This window comes from Croceibacterium salegens (assembly GCF_009827435.1).
Lineage (GTDB): Bacteria > Pseudomonadota > Alphaproteobacteria > Sphingomonadales > Sphingomonadaceae > Croceibacterium_B > Croceibacterium_B salegens.
Map to the genome: position 1 here is coordinate 17,099 of NZ_WTYM01000031.1, position 16,510 is coordinate 33,608.

18 protein-coding genes, 1 tRNA gene and 1 pseudogene are annotated in these 16,510 nt (G+C 66.2%); 14 read left to right on the plus strand and 6 right to left on the minus strand.

Annotated features, from left to right (window positions below; translation table 11 throughout):
• Window positions 1-30 precede the first annotated feature (30 nt).
• Window positions 31-1,983 carry an outer membrane protein assembly factor BamB family protein gene (locus tag GRI89_RS05160; protein WP_159792888.1) on the minus strand — a complete coding sequence of 651 codons (1,953 nt, stop codon included), beginning with the start codon at window positions 1,981-1,983 and terminating at the stop codon, window positions 31-33.
• A gap of 178 nt (window positions 1,984-2,161) precedes the next feature.
• On the opposite strand from GRI89_RS05160, the gene GRI89_RS05165 reads away from it, so the two are divergent.
• From GRI89_RS05165 to GRI89_RS05175, 3 genes are read left to right on the plus strand one after another with little or no spacing between them, the layout of a single operon-like run.
• Window positions 2,162-2,890, plus strand: coding sequence for an energy transducer TonB (locus tag GRI89_RS05165; protein WP_159792890.1), 729 nt, complete (start codon window positions 2,162-2,164; stop codon window positions 2,888-2,890).
• A 44-nt stretch (window positions 2,891-2,934) separates the two neighbouring features.
• Entirely contained in the window at window positions 2,935-3,966 is a 1,032-nt protein-coding gene (locus GRI89_RS05170; protein ID WP_159792892.1) for a mannose-1-phosphate guanylyltransferase, read from the plus strand.
• A 20-nt stretch (window positions 3,967-3,986) separates the two neighbouring features.
• Window positions 3,987-4,427, plus strand: coding sequence for a DUF2721 domain-containing protein (locus GRI89_RS05175; RefSeq protein WP_159792894.1), 441 nt, complete (start codon window positions 3,987-3,989; stop codon window positions 4,425-4,427).
• 304 nt (window positions 4,428-4,731) lie between these two features.
• On the opposite strand, the gene GRI89_RS05180 is transcribed toward GRI89_RS05175, so the two are convergent.
• From GRI89_RS05180 to GRI89_RS05190, 3 genes are read right to left on the minus strand one after another with little or no spacing between them, the layout of a single operon-like run.
• Entirely contained in the window at window positions 4,732-5,040 is a 309-nt protein-coding gene (locus tag GRI89_RS05180) for a polyhydroxyalkanoic acid system family protein (RefSeq protein WP_159792914.1), read from the minus strand.
• Complete coding sequence (locus GRI89_RS05185; protein WP_159792916.1) at window positions 5,040-5,783, minus strand: hypothetical protein; 744 nt, start codon at window positions 5,781-5,783, stop codon at window positions 5,040-5,042. Before GRI89_RS05185 ends, GRI89_RS05180 begins: the two co-directional genes overlap by 1 nt.
• Window positions 5,783-7,000: a toxic anion resistance protein gene (locus tag GRI89_RS05190; protein WP_159792918.1), complete on the minus strand. Its 1,218-nt coding sequence runs from the start codon at window positions 6,998-7,000 to the stop codon at window positions 5,783-5,785. Before GRI89_RS05190 ends, GRI89_RS05185 begins: the two co-directional genes overlap by 1 nt.
• Before the next feature lie 132 nt (window positions 7,001-7,132).
• Between GRI89_RS05190 and GRI89_RS05195 the strand changes: the two genes are divergently transcribed.
• Together GRI89_RS05195 and GRI89_RS05200 are read left to right on the plus strand one after the other, a co-directional pair.
• A complete protein-coding gene (locus tag GRI89_RS05195; RefSeq protein WP_235912811.1) occupies window positions 7,133-8,674 on the plus strand; it encodes a DUF389 domain-containing protein in 1,542 nt (513 codons plus the stop codon).
• An 11-nt stretch (window positions 8,675-8,685) separates the two neighbouring features.
• A complete protein-coding gene (locus tag GRI89_RS05200; protein ID WP_159792922.1) occupies window positions 8,686-9,081 on the plus strand; it encodes an MAPEG family protein in 396 nt (131 codons plus the stop codon).
• 4 nt (window positions 9,082-9,085) lie between these two features.
• Here the strand turns inward: GRI89_RS05200 and GRI89_RS05205 are convergent, their stop codons facing one another.
• Window positions 9,086-10,822, minus strand: a complete 1,737-nt coding sequence (locus tag GRI89_RS05205; RefSeq protein WP_159792924.1) for a fatty acyl-AMP ligase — start codon at window positions 10,820-10,822, stop codon at window positions 9,086-9,088.
• Window positions 10,823-11,045: 223 nt separating this feature from the next.
• Between GRI89_RS05205 and GRI89_RS05210 the strand changes: the two genes are divergently transcribed.
• The 4 genes and pseudogenes from GRI89_RS05210 to GRI89_RS17940 form a co-directional block, all read left to right on the plus strand.
• Complete coding sequence (locus tag GRI89_RS05210; RefSeq protein WP_235912812.1) at window positions 11,046-11,543, plus strand: regulatory protein RecX; 498 nt, start codon at window positions 11,046-11,048, stop codon at window positions 11,541-11,543.
• Between the two features lie 7 nt (window positions 11,544-11,550).
• The gene (locus GRI89_RS05215) at window positions 11,551-12,039 is read left to right on the plus strand and encodes a DUF192 domain-containing protein (protein ID WP_159792928.1); all 489 of its coding nucleotides are present in this window, start codon (window positions 11,551-11,553) and stop codon (window positions 12,037-12,039) included.
• A 45-nt stretch (window positions 12,040-12,084) separates the two neighbouring features.
• Complete coding sequence (locus GRI89_RS05220) at window positions 12,085-12,480, plus strand: NADH:ubiquinone oxidoreductase subunit NDUFA12 (protein ID WP_159792930.1); 396 nt, start codon at window positions 12,085-12,087, stop codon at window positions 12,478-12,480.
• Between the two features lie 221 nt (window positions 12,481-12,701).
• A pseudogene (locus GRI89_RS17940) lies at window positions 12,702-12,884 on the plus strand (DUF2155 domain-containing protein); the annotation flags it as partial.
• A gap of 35 nt (window positions 12,885-12,919) precedes the next feature.
• Here the strand turns inward: GRI89_RS17940 and aat are convergent.
• Entirely contained in the window at window positions 12,920-13,684 is a 765-nt protein-coding gene (gene aat / locus GRI89_RS05230) for a leucyl/phenylalanyl-tRNA--protein transferase (protein WP_159792932.1), read from the minus strand.
• A gap of 79 nt (window positions 13,685-13,763) precedes the next feature.
• Here aat and GRI89_RS05235 point away from each other — a divergent pair.
• From GRI89_RS05235 to nusG, 5 genes are all read left to right on the plus strand, one after another.
• A tRNA-Trp gene (locus GRI89_RS05235) sits at window positions 13,764-13,839 on the plus strand.
• Window positions 13,840-14,076: 237 nt separating this feature from the next.
• Window positions 14,077-15,192 carry a glycosyltransferase family 87 protein gene (locus GRI89_RS05240; RefSeq protein WP_328598098.1) on the plus strand — a complete coding sequence of 372 codons (1,116 nt, stop codon included), beginning with the start codon at window positions 14,077-14,079 and terminating at the stop codon, window positions 15,190-15,192.
• Window positions 15,193-15,254: 62 nt separating this feature from the next.
• The gene (locus tag GRI89_RS17780) at window positions 15,255-15,404 is read left to right on the plus strand and encodes a hypothetical protein (protein WP_201290869.1); all 150 of its coding nucleotides are present in this window, start codon (window positions 15,255-15,257) and stop codon (window positions 15,402-15,404) included.
• A gap of 230 nt (window positions 15,405-15,634) precedes the next feature.
• The gene (gene secE, locus GRI89_RS05245; RefSeq protein ID WP_159792936.1) at window positions 15,635-15,829 is read left to right on the plus strand and encodes a preprotein translocase subunit SecE; all 195 of its coding nucleotides are present in this window, start codon (window positions 15,635-15,637) and stop codon (window positions 15,827-15,829) included.
• A gap of 31 nt (window positions 15,830-15,860) precedes the next feature.
• A complete protein-coding gene (gene nusG, locus GRI89_RS05250; RefSeq protein ID WP_159792938.1) occupies window positions 15,861-16,397 on the plus strand; it encodes a transcription termination/antitermination protein NusG in 537 nt (178 codons plus the stop codon).
• Window positions 16,398-16,510: the final 113 nt, after the last annotated feature.

Sequence of the window (16,510 nt, forward strand, 5' to 3'; positions counted from 1 at the left end):
TCTCCAACTGCCGTCCGAATCTTCCTTGGCCTACTTCGGCAGGGCGAAAGTGACGAGCGATTCCATGTTGGCCGGCTTGCCGTCGTCGCGCCGCGACGAGGGGGCGAGGCTCGAACCCGAGGCGAGGATCGCGACGTACTGCCGCCCGTCCTTGCCCTGATAGCTGATCGGGATCGACAGCGCCGGGTACTCGAGCTGCTTCTCCCACAGGACCTTGCCGGTCTTCGCGTCGAAGGCGCGGAAGTAGCGGTCGCCGGTCGCGCCGATGAATACCAGGCCCCCGGCGGTCGCGGTCGGCCCTCCAGAGCCGTTGTTGGCGCCGGTGTCCTGCTTGCCCTTGGGCAGTTCCTCGGTGATGCCGAGCTTGCTCGCCCAGAGGATGTCGCCGGTATTTGCGTCGACCGCGAGCAGGCGGCCCCACGGCGGCTTGAAGCACGGCAGGGTGACCTTGCGCCCGTCCTTTCCGGTGAAGGCGGCCATGAAACCCGAGTAGGCGCCGGGGCCGATCAGGCTTCCGCGGTCGTAGGGCTGGGTCGAGGTCGTGGTGCCGCGGCCATAGTCGCCCTTGGGGTCGCGCTTCTCGATCCAGCCGATCGAACCGCCCTCGCTGGTGTTGACGAAGACCACGCCCGTGCGCGGATCGGCAGCGCTGCCGCCCCACACCGAGCCGCCGTTGTGCGGCATGTTGATGGAGGAGAACGGCTTGCCGTTCACGTCCTTCTTCATGAAGAACGGGGTGAAGCTGCCGGCGTTGTAGAAGTTGCCGCCATAGCTATCGAGCAGCGCGTGGCAGGCGGCGACATGTTCGGAGTTGGTATCCGCCTCGGTGACGATATCGCTCTTGTCCCAGAACCCGCGATTGAGCTGTTCGGGCTTCACCGGCACCGGCTGGGTCGGCGAATACCACTCGCCCGGCACGTCGGCCGAGGCGACCGGGCGCTCGGTCACCCCGAACACCGGCTTCCCGGCCTCGCGGTCGAGGATGTACATGAAGCCCGGCTTGCCGGTCTCGGCCAGCGCGTGGATCGTCTTCCCGTCCTTCTCGATATCCACCAGCACCGGCGGGGCAGGAAGGTCCCAGTCCCACAGGTCGTGATGGATGGTCTGGAAGTGCCACTTGTACTTGCCGGTCGTGGCGTCGACCGCGACGATCGAATTGCCAAACAGGTTCGCGCCCGGGCGGTCGCCGCCGTAGTAGTTGGGCGAGGGGCCGCCGATGGTCATGTAGATGGTGTCGGTCGCCGGGTCGGCCGTGGTGTACCATACCCACATGTTGGTGCCCGAACGGCCCTCGGTCTCGCCGTCCAGCCAGGTCTCGTGGCCGACTTCCCCCGGGTGTGGCACTGTATGGAACTGCCACAGCTTCTTGCCGGTGCGGGCATCGTAGGCCCGGCTGTCTCCCGATGGGCCGAAGGAATCCTCCTGCACCTGGGCGCCGAGCACCATCACGTTGCCGTAGATCGAGGGCGGATAGCCGTAGGGCGTGCCGTCGATCACCGACGAGCCGCCATCGCCGTAGCTGGCATCGAGGTCGCCGGTCTTCGGGTCGAGGGCGAATATCTTGCTGCCGGTCGAATAGAATATGCGCGGTCCAATCTCGCCGTCGCCCGGCCAGTAGCTGACCGCGCGGCGCACCAGCCCGTCGGTAACCGCGTGCCGCCACAGCTCTTCGCCGGTGCTGCCGTCGAGCGCGACCACGGCGTTGCCGAGCGGCAGGTACATGATCCCGTCGACGACGATCGGCACGGTGCCGCCGAGCAGGCCGGCCCCGCCATCGGGGCGCAGGCGGAACGACCATGCCTCTTCGAGCTTGCCGACGTTCTTCGTGTCGATCTGGTCGAGCGGGGAGAACCGGGTGCCTTCGAGGTCGCGGGCGTAGCGCGGCCAGTCGCCCTCCGAGGCCACGTTGTAGGGCTCCTCGGCCCCGGCGGTGAACGGCAGCATAACGGTTGCGACAAGCAGGGCTGCCAGGCGTTTCGACATTGGTATCTCCCTCCGGACGCCGGCTCGTCCCATCCAAGGTCCCCCGGCGCCTCGTTCCTGGTAGGGCTACCGTCTCGGTCCCGAGCGCGCAACTGGATTGCAAGCTAACGATTTTCGCCGCGACGTCTGCTAACACTGCCGGGCACCGGCGCGGGGGCTGCGCGTTGCAGGGGGTGACGTGAGCGAGACGATCCGATCCGAGCAGGCGACGAAGTTCACCGAGCGCCGGCGCAGGCCGCGCTGGGGCGCGCTCGTGCTCATCGGCCTGGCGCACGTGCTGGTCCTGTTCGGGCTGGCCCGTGCCTTCGCTCCCGACTTCACCGCCGCGGTGGTCGAGCAGGCGACTTCGGGGTTCATGGTGACGGTCTATACCCCGCCCCCTGCCGAACCGAGCCCCGACGAGGGCGCGTCGGGTGAGGAGGCCAAGGAGGCCAAGGCAAAGGACGTCGCCGTCCCGCCGAAGCCCAAGCCGAAAAAAACCGATGCGCCCAAGGCGGCATCGACCGGCAAGGCCAACGATTCCGGCGCGCGCGACCAGGGCTCTGGGACCGGGGCCGGCGGGCCGGGCGATGGCACCGGCAGCGGGAATGGTGGTCAGGGATCCGGCGGCGGGATCGCGGCCGGGCCATCGGTGAGGTCCGGCGAACTCAACCAGGCCCGCGACTTCCCCGTGCCCGATGGCGGGCGGCAGGCGCGGTTCGGCAAGTCGGTGACCGTCTACTTCACCGTCACGACCGACGGCCGGGCACGCAACTGCACCGTGGCGCGCACGGAGGTCGATGCGGCAACCGCGGCGCGCGTCTGCCCGCTGGTGGAGGAAAAGATCCGCTTCAACCCTGCCACCAGGGCGGACGGGACTCCGGTCGAGGCGCGCTACGGATACCGGGTCGATTTCAGCGCCAAGTGACTGGCGTCTTGCACGAAACGCCCGAATCCCCGAGTGAGCGGTTGATGAGCAAGATCACTCCGGTCGTGCTGTGCGGCGGCAGCGGAACCCGCCTTTGGCCGCGCAGCCGCAAGGCCATGCCCAAGCCGTTCCTGCCGCTGGTCGGCGAGCAGACGATGTTCGAGGGGACGCTGTCCCGCTGTGCCGACCCCGACCAGTTTGCAACGCCGGTCATTGTTACGGGCAGCGCTCACATGGAACATGTCGAAGCGCAATCCGCAGGCAGCGGGGCGGCCGTTATCGTCGAGCCCGAGGCGAAGAACACTGCCGCCGCCATCGCGCTGGCTGCGCACCGCCTCGATCCTGATGCGGTCATGCTGGTCTGCCCCAGCGACCACCATATCGCCGATGTGCCGGCCTTTCGCGCCGCGGCTGCTGCTGCGGCGAAGCTGGCGGCGCAGGACTGGCTGGTCGCCTTCGGCATTGTCCCGACGGCGCCCGAGACCGGCTACGGCTACCTGCTGCAGGGCGAGCCGCTCGATGGCGGCCGCCGCATCGAGCGCTTCGTCGAGAAGCCCGATCTCGAACGGGCGCAGCAGTTCCTTGCCGACGGCAATTACAGCTGGAACGGCGGCATCTTCGCTTTTCGCGCCGGGTTTTTCCTCGCCGAGCTGGCCCGGCATCGCCCTGCACTGGCCGAGGCGGTCGCGGCGGCGGTCGCGGGCGGCCGCGAGGACGGCGCGCGGTTCCATCCCGATCCCGCCCCTTTTGCGGCCATCGAAGGCGAATCGGTCGACTACGCGGTGATGGAGGAGACCGACCGCTCGGCGATGGTCCCGGCCGCGATGGGTTGGTCGGACATCGGCAGCTGGGCTGCGCTGCGCGATGCGACCGATGCCGACGGCGATGGCAATTCGGTGCGCGGCCGCGCCGAACTGGTCGATTGCAGCGGCGTCTTCGTCGACAGCGACGGTCCGCGCGTCTCGGTCATCGGCCTTACCGATGTCGCCATCGTCGTCGACGGCGACGAAGTGCTGGTCACGACGATGGACGGCGCGCAGAAAGTCGGCAAACTCGGCGGCGCGGCCAACCAGTAGCGACCGCCTGGAGCAACGCCATGATCGCCCAGACTATCCAGCTCGCGCTCGCCCCGGTGTTCATGCTGGTGGCCATCGGCAACATCATGAACATCCTCTCGACCCGGCTCGGCCGGGTCGTCGACCGCTCGCGGCAGCTGCAGGATCGCCACGTCGAGACCGAGGGCCCCGAGCACGACAGGGTGGTGCGCGAAATCCGCCTGATCGACCGCCGCATCGCCTTCATCGGCAAGGCGATCCGCCTGCTGGTCTCCGCCGGCCTCTGCGTCGGGCTGGTGGTCACGCTGCTGTTCATCGAGGAATTCATCGGCGTGAACATGCAGGCGGTGGTGGCGGGCGTGTTCCTGCTCGCCATCGTGCTGATCATGTGGGCGCTGCTGCTGTTCCTGCGCGAAACCCGCGAGGCCACCGAGGCGCTGCGGATTCCCGAGACCTATCTCGAGCTGGAGCGCAAGCTCTAGGGCCGACTCGGAAGGCTCGGGAAGGGCCGGGCCAGGGTCACAAAGTTCTCAGGTGAGAACCTGACGCATTTCAAAAAAATTAAGATATCTCAATAGGTTAGATGGGAAAGGTCACAAATTGGCGGGGTCTCATCACCGGTGTGCGAAGAAAATTCCCGCGGTCCGCGCGTCCCCGCCGGGCAGGGCCTTGGCAGGGGGCGAAGAGGCGAAGGGCGTCGGCAGGATCCTAGACAGATCACCGCCGTGTAGGAAAGCGCTTTCGGCTCGACGAACGGAGAGCCGTCGTCGGCAAGCTCGATCCGACCTAGTCCTTCGGCGCGGCGATCATCTTCTGGCCCGACTGCTCGATTGCACCCCGGACCATCGGTTCCATGAAGCCGAGCGCTGCAGGCAGGTCGATCACGAACACGACCTGGCCGTCTTCGATCTGCACCTGGCCGCGGACTTGCTGGCCGAGAGCGCCGATGGCCATTTCCATCGTGTCCTCGTTGAGCCAGTTGGTGTGAACTTCGGCCACCCCGCCGGGAACGTGGTCGGCGATCTTGTGGCTGTTGTCGCGCAGTCGCTGGCGCACCGTGGCACGGTCGAGGTGGTGCGGAATGGCGACTTGCATCAATTGTTCTCCGAAACGGGTTCGTCGGTCTCGCCATAGCGATAGCCGAGATAGCGGGTGCGGATGGCGAGGTCGTCGAGCGACCCTTCGGCCAGTTGCCGGGTGACGTGATCGATCTCGCCGCTGATCTTGCCGAGGCTTTCGACCAGCTGTTCGTCGGGTGTCGAGCCGGCGCGCTTTTCGCCGCGCAGGTTCGCCGGGATGCGCCGGTAGGCGTCGACCATCTCGGGCAGGTGTTCGCCGACCAGCTTGCGCGTTTCCTGCGCCGCCGGGTGCGACTGGTCGATCGTCTCGAGCTGGAGTCCCAGCGCGTCGAGCTGGGTCCCGATCTGGTCGACCAGCGTGATCGCCAGTGGGGGCAGGGCGGGGCGCTGGTTCTCGAGCCACAGCTCGGTCCGCGCCACCATCTGCCGCACGTCACCCTTGTTGAGGTCGCCGCGCTGCGGAACCTTCATGCGCGGAAACTTGCCGAAGATGAATCCGGCCGCGAGCAAGGCCATGAACGTCAGGACGATGCCGGTGAAGCCTATCCCGTCGATGACGATCCCCGCGATAACCGAGAAGGCGAAGATGCCCGCCGCCGCATAGGCGATGTTGCGCAGCTTCTTGAGCTGGAACTCGCGCCGCATCCGCCGGCTGCCTTCGCCGATCGGCTGCAAGCGCCGGCCCCCGGCGCGGTTATGCGCCAGCGAGCGGCTGGCTGCCGCCATGATCTCCTGCGAATTTCCGGTGCTGTCGGCCATCAGCCCTCCAGCGACAGCAGCGAGGACTGGTTGGTCAGCTTCGACGCCTGGTTCTGACCCTCGGCGCGGGCGATGTAGCCTTTCGACTTCTCGACTTCCTTGCCCAGCGTTTCGACCGTCTGCTTCATGCTTTCGAGCGCGCGAACCTTGAAATTGTCGACCTCGTCCATCGTGTCGTAGATGTTCTGGAAGGCGCGCTGCAGTGTCTCGATCGGGATCGTGCTGCTCGCCGCCTGCTCGTGGATCTTGCCGGTCTGGTCGCGCAGCATCGCGCTGGTCGAATCGATGATACCGGCGGTGGTCTGGTTGAGCTGGGTAATCTGGCTCAGCACCAGCCGCTGGTTGGTCATCGCCTCGGCCACGGTCACCGCGGTGCGCAGCGCGCCGACCGTGGTCGTGCTGGCGCGGTCGACGCCCTTGACCAGTTCGACGTTGTTCTTCTTCACTAGGTCGAGCGCGAGGTAGCCCTGCACGCTGACCGCCATCTGGGTGTAGAGATCCTGCGTGCGCTGGCGCACGTAGAACAGCGCGCTTTCGCGGATCGCCTTGGCCTTGGCCGGATCGATCGCGTCGAGTTCGGCTGCCTTTTCCTCGAGCCGTTCGTCGAGCGTCTTGGAGATGTGAACCATCTGCTCGAGGTTGCCCATCGCTTCCCACAGCTTCTGCCGTTCGACGTCGATGGCGGCGTTGTCCATCAGCAGCTCGTCCTTGCCGCTCGACAGGTGGCCGAGGATCGACTGGATGTGCGTCTGCGCGCTCTGGTAGCGGCGGAAGTAGCTCGTCAGCTTGTTGCCGAACGGGATGATGCCGAGGAACTTCTTGCCCCCGCTCTGCGCCCCGTTCCTGCCCGGGTCGAGGTCTTCCACGACCTTGCGCAGTTCGGACAGGTTGGCGCCGACGCCCGAATCCTTGTCCATCGCCTTGATCGGCCGATCGAGGAAGCGGTTCGACATCCCTGCCGCGGCGGCGATTTCCTTGCGCCCCATGTTGGTGATCTGGTCGACTTTCTTGCCGAACTCGGGCGAGTTGGCGTCGAGCGCGACGAGTTCGGTGACGAACCCGTCGACCTTTTCCTCGAGCTTCGATTTCTTTTCGGCATCGACCGGCACCAGCCCGGCTGCCTTCTCGGCCGTGACGACCGGCACCGGGTCGGGCGGCGTCAGGTGCAGCGCGGTGTCGGTCTTCGTCGCAGTGGCGGTCGGTGCAGTTTCGGCCATGGCGCTCGTCATTCTCCCTCGTATCTCGTCACTGTATTAGGTGCGCAAGACACGTGTTTCAAGTCAGGGCAGTATGGCCGCAGCCCGCCCGGCGACAAAGCCCTTTTGCATGCAGTGCCGAGCGGGTAACCCATGGATATGACAAGCGGGGCAAAGAAACAGACAGCAGACGCCGTTCCGGCTCCAGGAACCGACCAGTCCTTCCGGCACGTCGTGGACACCTGGCAGCACTGGTGGCGCCGCTCGGTCGTCAGCACGGTCGACCAGGCCGGGGTCATCGCCGGCAGGCGTGAGGAATGCGAGCTTTCGGCGCGTTACCTGCTGATGCTGGCCATGAGTGCGGGCATCGCAATCCTCGGCCTGCTGCTGTCCTCACCGGCGGTTGTCATCGGCGCGATGCTGCTGTCGCCGCTGATGGGGCCGATCATCGGCCTCGGGTTTGCGCTGGCAATCGGCGATTTCCAGTGGATCAAGCAGTCGAGCAAGGCGCTCGGGGTCGGCACCGGAATCTCGATCCTGTTCTGCGCTCTGATCGTCTTGCTTTCGCCGCTGCAGACGGTCACGCCAGAGATCGCGGCCCGCACCCAGCCCAACCTGTTCGACCTGTTCGTGGCGCTGTTCTCGGCCATCGCGGGCGCCTACGCGATGATCCGCGGACGCGCCGGCACCGTCGTTGGCGTGGCAATCGCCACGGCCTTGATGCCGCCGCTGGCGGTCGTCGGTTTCGGGCTGGCGACGCTCAACGGCACGGTGTTCTGGGGGGCGCTGCTGCTGTTCTTCACCAACCTGATGACGATTGCCGGGACGGCCTTCGTCATGGCCCGGCTCTACGGCTTCAGCACGCGACTATCCGAAAAGCAGACCAACCTGCAGACGATGCTGATCTTCACCGTGTTCATCGCGCTGGCGATCCCGCTCGGGCTGTCGTTGATCGATCTCGCCAAGGATGCCGCCAACACCCGGCAGATCAACGGCGCGGTACTCTCGCCGTTCAGCAACAAGGCGCTTATCTCGAAGCTCGAAGTCGATCTTCATGGCGAGATGCCCAAGGTTGCCGCCGTCGTCCTGACACCTGAAGTGCGTTCCGAGGCGCTGGCCGAGGTCCAGGCCCGGGTCGACCGGATCGTTGGCACCAAGGTCGATCTGTCGTTGACCCAGGTTCCGGTCGGTAACAGTGCGCAGGCGGCGGAAATGGCCCAGCTGGCGCGCGCCAACGAGCGGCAGGCAGCGGAACTCGCCCATGCCCGGCAACTGGCCGACCGGCTGGCGCTCGTTGCCGGCGTTTCCAATGACCAGGTCGTGGTCGATCGGGAGCGCAAGGTCGCCACGGTCACCGCGCGCGCGCTCGAAGGGGCCAGCCTCGGCGCCTATCGCGAGCTGGAAAACCGCGTCGCCACCGACGAGCCGGGCTGGAAGATCCGCCTGCGTCCGCCGGCGCGTCCGCTCCCTGACATTACCTATGAGGACGACAAGCTGACCGAAGCCGGCGCCCAGGCCCTGGCGCTGGTCGGCTGGGCCGGCCAGCGGGTCGGGGCTCCGATCGTGCTGGGCGGACCCGAGGACAAGGTCGACCTCGTCGCCGCCACGCTCGAAAAGCAGGGTGTCGCCGCGCGCAGGCAGCCGCGTGGGCAGACAGGTCCCGTCACCGCCAGTTGGGCAGCGCCGGATCAGTAGGAAGCATGCCGATGCGCCCCGAACTCCTTGTCCTCGCACTCGCCGCGGTCCTGCTGGTCCTCCACATCCAGGTCGCGATTCGCGCCAAGACCAAGCAGTACGGCATCGACTGGAACATGGGCGCGCGCGACACGGATATGCCCGCGCCGAATCCTGTCGTCGGCCGGCTCGAACGTGCCCGCGACAACTACCTCGAGACCCTGCCGATTGTGATCATCGCACTGTTTGGCGTGGTAATCGCCGGCAAGGCGAGCACGCTGACAGCCACCGCCGGCTGGATCTGGCTCGGCGCGCGTGCAGTCTACCTGCCGCTCTACTGGACGGGCGTGCCCAAGGTGCGGACCCTCGTCTGGGCGATCGGCCTCGCGGCGATACTCACCGTCCTCGGGGTCCTGATATTCGGTTGACCGCTCAGGCGGCGAGCTTGAACGGCTCGATCTCGCCCGACAGGTAGAGCTTCTTCGCCTTGGCGCGGCTCAGCTTGCCCGAGCTGGTGCGCGGCAAGGTGCGCGGCGGGACCAGTTCGACCACGCAGTTCATGCCGGTGATCGAGCGGACCTTTTCGCGAATCTCGTTGTGCAGCTTGCGGCGTTCGTCCGGGTCGGACACGCGGCAATGGACCAGCACCGCGGGAACTTCCTCGCCGTTCTCGGTCTCGACGCTGAACGCGGCGATATCGCCCTGGTGGAAGCCGGGCAGCTGCTCGACCGCCCACTCGATATCCTGCGGCCAGTGGTTCTTGCCGTTGATGATGATCATGTCCTTCGCCCGGCCGACGATGAACAGGTAGCCGTCGGCCATGTAGCCCATGTCGCCGGTGTCGAGCCATCCGTCGACGAGGCAGGCCTTGGTCGCTTCCTCGTCGCGGTAGTAGGAGTGCATCACGCTCGGGCCCTTGCACCAGACCTTGCCGATCTGGTGATCGCCGCGCGGGTTGCCTTCTTCGCCGCGGATTTCGACTTCCATGTCGAGCACCGGCTTGCCGCAGTTGACGATCGCGCGGTAGCGGGCCGGGCGGCTGAGGTCGCGCAGGGAGCCGCTCAGGCGCTCCTCCTCGACCAGCTCGACCCGGATCCCTTCACCCGGCGGCATCAGTGTTACCGCCAGAGTCGCCTCGGCGAGGCCGTAGCTCGGGCAGAAGGCGTTGGCCTTGAACCCGGCATCGGCGAAGGCGTTGACGAAGTTCTGCATCACGTCGGGCCGGATCATGTCGGCGCCATTGCCGGCGAGCCGCCAGCGCGACAGGTCGAAACGCTCGTCGACGTGACTTTGGCTGGAAATGCGGCGGGCGCAGATGTCGTAGCCGAAGGTCGGCGAATAGGAGAGCGTCGTGCCCTGGTTGCGGCTGATCATGTCGAGCCAGGCCAGTGGGCGGCGGGCGAAATCCTCGGTGCGCAGGTAGTCGGTCGAGACCTGGTTGGCGATCGGCGACAGCAGGCAGCCGACCAGCCCCATGTCGTGATACCACGGCAGCCACGAAACGCAGCGGTCGTCGAGCACGAGCTGCATGCCCACTCCGTGCCCGCGCAGGTTGTTGAGCAGCGATCGGTGGGTCACCGCCACGCCGTGCGGGAAACGGGTCGAACCGGAGGAATACTGCAGGTAGCAGATGTCGTCGGGATCGGGGTTCGGCAGGCTGCCGGTGGCGAGCGGCAGGACCGCGAAGTCCTCGTAGCTCATGCCCTCGCAGCCCTGGCGCTCAGCGGCGGCGGCCGCCATTCCGGCAATCTCTGCCGGGTAGAGCAGCATCAAGGGGTCCGAACTCGCCAACTGGACTGCGAGCTGGTCGATGTAGCTGTCCTTGCCGCCGAAGCTCGTCGGCAACGGCAGCGGGACCGGCCAGGCCCCGGCGTATACCGCACCGCAGAACATGGCGGCGAATTCCGTCCCCGTCTGCGCAACGAGGGCGATGCGTTCGCCCGGCTTTACGCCCTTGGCAACCAGTCGCCGGGCCATCGCCAAGGCGTCTTCGCGCAGCTCGGCATAGGGATAGACGCGGGTCAGCTTGCCCCGCGCATCGTGGAAGTTGAGTCCTCTCGAACCCTGCGCGGCATAGTCCAGCGCATCGCCGAAGGTGGCGAAGTCAGAGAAGCGGCGCGGCAGCGCACAGCGGTTCGGCGTCGGCATCAGTGCGGCGTCGTTTTCCATCGTATCTCGCGATTTACCCGTCTTCGTTCTTTCCTTGGCCGGCGCAAGACGCGCAGGCGGGTGAATAGGAGATGAGCGAGCTTCTTTTCGGCCCCTCCCCCGGGACAGCCTTTCCCTCTTGAGCCGGACTGTGGCACGAATAAGGCCGATGAGCGATCATAGTGGTCCAGCCCGCGGACGCAAAAGGCCGCCAAAGCCCCTCGATTCAGCAAGATTCGAGGAATTGGCCCTATCCTACGTCGCAAGGTTCTCCACAAGCGCGGCAAAATTCGAACGCTACCTGGTTCGAAAATTACGCGAGCGGGGATGGGATGGCGAGGGCGATCCGCCGGTCGCGGCAACGGTCGAGCGCTATGTCGAACTCGGCTATATCGACGACGAGGCCTATGCGCGGATGAAGTCCGGAAGCCTGCTTCGGCGCGGCTATGGCGGGCGCAGGGTGCGGCAGGCGCTTGGGGAGGCGGGCATAGCCGAAGACCTGCGTGAACGCGCGATGCCGGGCGAGCGGGCGGCGCGCGAGGCGGCCATGGCCTATGCCACGCGCCGCCGTTTCGGACCATTCGGCCTGGAGGCGCCCGATCCCGATCGCCGCCAGAAACAAATCGCCGCAATGGTGCGCGCCGGGCATGGCTTTGATGCGGCACGCGCGCTAATCGACGCCCCGTCCGCCGCCGAAGCCGAACAATGGCTCGCCGAGGCGGGCGACGAAGAGGACAACTGACCAGACCATGCACCGCGTTGCCTATCCGTTCCTTTCGGCCCTCGGAATCTTGCTGGCGAGTTGCTCGTCGCAGGCCTCTCCTCCGGTGCAGGCGGTCGAAACGACGGGTGTCCACCCGGTTTCGGGGCTCAAAGTCATTCCCCTGACGATTGCCCAGAACGGCAAGACCCACAATTTCCGCGTCGAACTGGCCCAGAGCAGCGAAGAGCAGTCTCGCGGCCTGATGTTCCGCACCGAGCTCGGGCCGGACGAAGGCATGATATTCCCGACGCAAGGGCCGCCGCAGTTCCGCCGCTTCTGGATGCACAACACGGTCATCTCGCTCGACCTGTTGTTCATCGGCCCGGATCACCTCGTCAGCAATATCGCCGCCGACGCGGTGCCGTACTCCGATGCGCCGATTCCTTCCTCGGGCCTCGCCATCGCGGTGCTGGAAATTCCCGGCGGGCGGGCGAAGGAACTGGGCATCATGCCCGGTGCGCGGGTGACATGGTGAGGTCGCGCTTGCCAGCGCCCGCAGTCAGCCGCTAACGGCGGACACATGAGTTTCCTCGGCAAGATATTCACCTGGTGGGATGGCGCCACCTTCGGCACCATGCTGTGGTCGGCGCGCAACGGCGAGCACGTCGGCACCGACGCGCAGGGCAACAAGTACTACCGCTCGAAGAAGGCCGAGAACGGGCGCGAGCGGCGCTGGGTCATCTACGACGGCGCCAACGATGCCAGCAGGGTACCTTCCGAATGGCACGGCTGGCTGCACCATTCCTATGACGAGCTTCCCGAGAGCCACCTGGAACCGGCGAAGATCTGGGAGGCGGACTACTCGCCCAACGCCACCGGCACGCTGGGCGCCTATCGCCCGGCCGGGGCGCTCGAGCGCGGCGGCATGCGCGCAGCTGCGACCGGCGACTACGAAGCCTGGACCCCGGACGCCTGACAATGCGGGCGCTTGCGCTCCTGCCACCCATGCTGGTGCTGGCGGCCTGTTCCGGACAGGCGCCCAAGCCGCAGGCGGTCGAGACCGATGTCCCCGCCGAACTGGCGCAATCGGGTGCGCCGGCCTTTGCCGGCCAGGATTCGATCGGCACCCCGATGGCCGAAAGGGTGGCGACGCTGGGGCTGCTCAACAAGCGCAACAACATCTCGCAGGACCTGGTGATGAAGCCGGGCGAATCGAAGCGCGTCGGCAACGTCGTCGTGAGGCTGTCGGCCTGCGAGAAGACCGCGCCGTGGGAATCGGACCCCGAAGAGGGCGCCTTCGTCCAGGTGCTGGTGCGCGAGCGCAAGGACGTCAGCTCCGACTTTGCCTGGCACACGGTCTTTTCCGGCTGGCTGTTCAGGAACGCGCCGGCGGTCAACGTCGTCGAGCACCCGGTCTACGACGTTTGGATCAAGTCCTGCGCGATGCGTTTCCCGGGCGAAGACGCGCCGGTGGCGTCGCCGTCTTCGAGCAGGAGCGCGAATCCTTCGGGCAGCGAAAGCGCACCCGCGCCGACGCCGAGCCCCTCTGCCAGCCCCTCCTCGCCGACCGCCTGAGCCCAGCTCGAGCGCGAACCCTGCGCCGATCCGAGCAGGGCGAGGTAGCGTGCCTGCGAGACCTCGACCGCGCCCATCGATTCGAGGTGTTCGGTCATGAACTGGCAGTCGAGCAGGCGCATCCTGGCCTTGCGCATGGCTGCGACCAGCCAGGCCAGCGCCACTTTCGAGGCGTTGGGCACGCGGCTGAACATCGATTCGCCGCAGAACACGCCGTCGAAGCCGACGCCGTAGAGCCCGCCGACGAGATCGTCGTCCGACCAGACTTCGATTGAATGGGCATGGCCGACATTGTGCAGCATGCAGTAGCTCGCTTCGATGCGGCGGCTTATCCAGGTTTCCGGATGATCGGGGCGCGGCTCGGCACAGGCGGCGATGACGCGTTCGAACGCGAGGTCGCAGGTCACGGTGAAGCGTTCTTGCCGCAACACCTTGGCCAGCGAGCGCGAGCAATGGAACCTGTCGAGCGGCACGATCGCCCGATTGCGCGGTTCGACGTAGAAGATTTCCGGGTCCTCGCGTCCGTCGGCCATGGGGAAGATCCCGCTGCGGTAGGCCAGCAGGAGTGTCTCGGGCGGGATGGTCTGTGGACCGGGCGAGTGCATGACGCGAATTCATATCACAGCGCCGCGCCAACCGCCTTGCCAATTTGCATTCGCCGCCCTAGAGGCGCGGCTCCCGTGCAGGGGTGTAGCTCAGCTGGTAGAGCATCGGTCTCCAAAACCGAGGGCCACGGGTTCGAATCCTGTCACCCCTGCCATTTTTTCCTCTCCTGCTTTTCGAGCGCCCATCCGGGCGCTCGTCCTCGGCGCCGATCCCCTCCCGGGGCGCCTGCGGGCGGCCGTTCGGCCTTGCGTCCCGCTGGTCGCCGGTCGTTCCATCCCCGGCCAATTGTGGTTGGATGATTCCTAACTGGAAATTGCCGCGCTATTGCCCGCCAATGGCGGGGGACGCTTTAGACAAATTGCGCACGGCGGAATGGCTCGATGCCTCTCGCGTGCGTGGCTACGCGATACTGTTCGCCGTCGCCTCGCTGGTGCTGCTCGCGGTATCGTGGTGGCAGGCACAGGGGAGCGAGGCGAGCGATTTCCTTGCATTCTGGGGTGCCGGTAAAGCTCTTCTCGCGGGCGAACCAAGCTCTGCATACGACCTTTCCTGGCAAGAACGGGTGCAGACTTCCTCCGGATCGACCGGCTGGTACGCCTACGTCAATCCGCCGCCCTTCCTGTTCCTTGTCTGGCCGTTTGCCCTGCTGAGCTATCCGCTGGCGTGGATCGCATGGGTGGTGGTGACCTACGCCGTCTGGGCGCGGGTTTCGGTGAATGCTTTCGCCCGCCTCTGGTTGCTGGTGCTGGTCTTTCCCGGCGCGCTGATAGCGGCGGGGCACGCGCAGAACGGTTTCGTCACCGGGGCGCTCCTGGTCGGCGGGGTGGCGCTGCTCGACCGGCGGCCGGTCCTGTCCGGAATCCTGTTCGGCGCGCTCGTGATCAAGCCGCACCTCGCGCTGCTGGTGCCGTTCTGGCTCGCGGCGGGCGGTCGCTGGCGAACCATCGTCGCGGCTGCCTGTAGCGCGGTCGGGCTCCTGCTTGCCGCCTGGGCGGCACTCGGTACCGACACCATGCTCGCCTACACGCAGAGCTGGGAGGCCAGTTCGGCGATCATGCGCGCGGCGGACGCCGACTTCCTGCTGCGCATGGCGACGCTGTACTCGCAAGTCCGCCTGTTCGCCGGCGGGACGGTGGCGCTGGCAGTGGCCGGCGTCGTGGTGGTGGCGATGATCGCGCTGGTCATGCGTTCGTGGCGGCACATGGGACAGGATGCGATGGCGACAGGCGCCTTCATGCTGGCCGCCACGGCGATCGCATCGCTCTACCTGTTCAACTACGACCTGCCGTTCCTCATCCTGCCGCTGCTGTGGCTGGTCCGCGAAGGGCTGCGCGAGGGGTTCCGGCCGTGGGAGAAGCTGTTGCTCGTCGCCCTGTGGTTCGCGCCATATGCCACGCGAGCTGTGTCCCTGCCGCTCGGGCTCAACCTCATGCCGCTGGCCGCGATGCTCCTCGCATGGCTGGTGTGGACGCGCGGCAACACATCGGATGCATCTCGCCGCTCCTGAGGAACCGAGGTGCGCCCAAGCGGTTTTTTACTGCGACGGGGCACTGGTTCGAGGAGACAGAAATGTCGAGCTACACATTCCGGTCAAGCCGGCCCGACGGCTGGACCCAGCCGCGGCCCCATCAGGACGCATCGCTTCGGTTGATGAAGTACGGTCGCATCCAGCCGATGGAAGAACCGGGCTTCTTCGCCCGGCTGTTCGGACGCTGCTGACGGCGGGCCCCGGCCCGCAATTCCGTCCAGCCATGGCGGCGGGGACGCGCCCGCCGCTGCTTTGCTTCAACTCTCCGGCGCGCCCCTTGCCTTGACGCAGGCGCATCGCTATCTGCACAGCCGACTTCCGACATCGGAACCGCATCGCCCCTCCCGGTCAGCATGGACCGGGGCGGCGCTGAGCCAATGGCGGAAGAGAATTTTTTCAGGTTGAGAAGGCAGGCGAGAGAATGGCCAGGACCAATCCCGCGGAGTTCATCAAGCAGGTGCAGGGCGAAGCCCGCAAGGTCGTCTGGCCGAGCTGGCCGGAGACCTATCGCACGGCGATTTTCGTCGGGATCCTGATGGTGATCCTGGCGGTCTTCTTCCTCGGCATTGATTCCCTGTTCGGCGCCGCAGTGCGCTGGCTGCTGACCCTCGCCTGATCCCAACGGAATTGACGGAAAGCTGAAGCACATGGCCCGCTGGTACATCATCCACGCCTACTCGGGGTTCGAGAACAAGGTCCGCGATTCGATCATCGCCGAGGCCGAACGCATGGGCCTGTCCGAAGCGGTCGAATCGGTCGAGGTTCCGACCGAGACCGTGACCGAGGTCAAGCGCGGCAAGAAGGTGCAGGTCGAGCGCAAGTTCATGCCCGGCTACGTGCTGGCCAAGCTCAAGCTGACCGACGACGTCTATCACCTCGTCAAGAACACGCCGAAAGTGACCGGTTTCCTCGGTGCAGGCGGCAAGCCGCAGCCGATCAGCGAGAAGGACGCGGCGCGCTATTTCGGCGGTGTCGAGGAAGCGAAGAACGCTCCCAAGCGCGAGATCCACGTCGATTACGAGATCGGCGACAGCGTCAAGGTGCTCGACGGTCCCTTCGCCAGCTTCAACGGCCTGGTGGAAGAGCTCGACTTCGACAAGAACAAGGTCAAGGTCAGCGTCTCGATCTTCGGCCGCGCCACGCCAGTCGAACTCGATTTCGAGCAGGTCGAACTGGTCAGGTAGCCGGGCCTGGGGCCGCGCACACTCTATTCATCGCAGGCAACTTGCAAATGTCCGCGCTCGCGGACAAATGCAATCTGGCGCAAAAAAGTCGCAACAATATAGGGATAGCGCCT

Bases quoted from the DNA above. Each gene is read 5' to 3' on its own strand.
- GRI89_RS05160 (WP_159792888.1), bottom strand. From the start codon at position 1,983: ATGTCGAAACGCCTGGCAGCCCTGCTTGTCGCAACCGTTATGCTGCCG.
- GRI89_RS05170 (WP_159792892.1), top strand. From the start codon at position 2,935: ATGAGCAAGATCACTCCGGTCGTGCTGTGCGGCGGCAGCGGAACCCGC.
- GRI89_RS05175 (WP_159792894.1), top strand. From the start codon at position 3,987: ATGATCGCCCAGACTATCCAGCTCGCGCTCGCCCCGGTGTTCATGCTG.
- GRI89_RS05180 (WP_159792914.1), bottom strand. From the start codon at position 5,040: ATGCAAGTCGCCATTCCGCACCACCTCGACCGTGCCACGGTGCGCCAG.
- GRI89_RS05185 (WP_159792916.1), bottom strand. From the start codon at position 5,783: ATGGCCGACAGCACCGGAAATTCGCAGGAGATCATGGCGGCAGCCAGC.
- GRI89_RS05190 (WP_159792918.1), bottom strand. From the start codon at position 7,000: ATGGCCGAAACTGCACCGACCGCCACTGCGACGAAGACCGACACCGCG.
- GRI89_RS05195 (WP_235912811.1), top strand. From the start codon at position 7,133: ATGGATATGACAAGCGGGGCAAAGAAACAGACAGCAGACGCCGTTCCG.
- GRI89_RS05200 (WP_159792922.1), top strand. From the start codon at position 8,686: ATGCGCCCCGAACTCCTTGTCCTCGCACTCGCCGCGGTCCTGCTGGTC.
- GRI89_RS05205 (WP_159792924.1), bottom strand. From the start codon at position 10,822: ATGGAAAACGACGCCGCACTGATGCCGACGCCGAACCGCTGTGCGCTG.
- GRI89_RS05215 (WP_159792928.1), top strand. From the start codon at position 11,551: ATGCACCGCGTTGCCTATCCGTTCCTTTCGGCCCTCGGAATCTTGCTG.
- GRI89_RS05220 (WP_159792930.1), top strand. From the start codon at position 12,085: ATGAGTTTCCTCGGCAAGATATTCACCTGGTGGGATGGCGCCACCTTC.
- aat (WP_159792932.1), bottom strand. From the start codon at position 13,684: ATGCACTCGCCCGGTCCACAGACCATCCCGCCCGAGACACTCCTGCTG.
- GRI89_RS17780 (WP_201290869.1), top strand. From the start codon at position 15,255: ATGTCGAGCTACACATTCCGGTCAAGCCGGCCCGACGGCTGGACCCAG.
- secE (WP_159792936.1), top strand. From the start codon at position 15,635: ATGGCCAGGACCAATCCCGCGGAGTTCATCAAGCAGGTGCAGGGCGAA.
- nusG (WP_159792938.1), top strand. From the start codon at position 15,861: ATGGCCCGCTGGTACATCATCCACGCCTACTCGGGGTTCGAGAACAAG.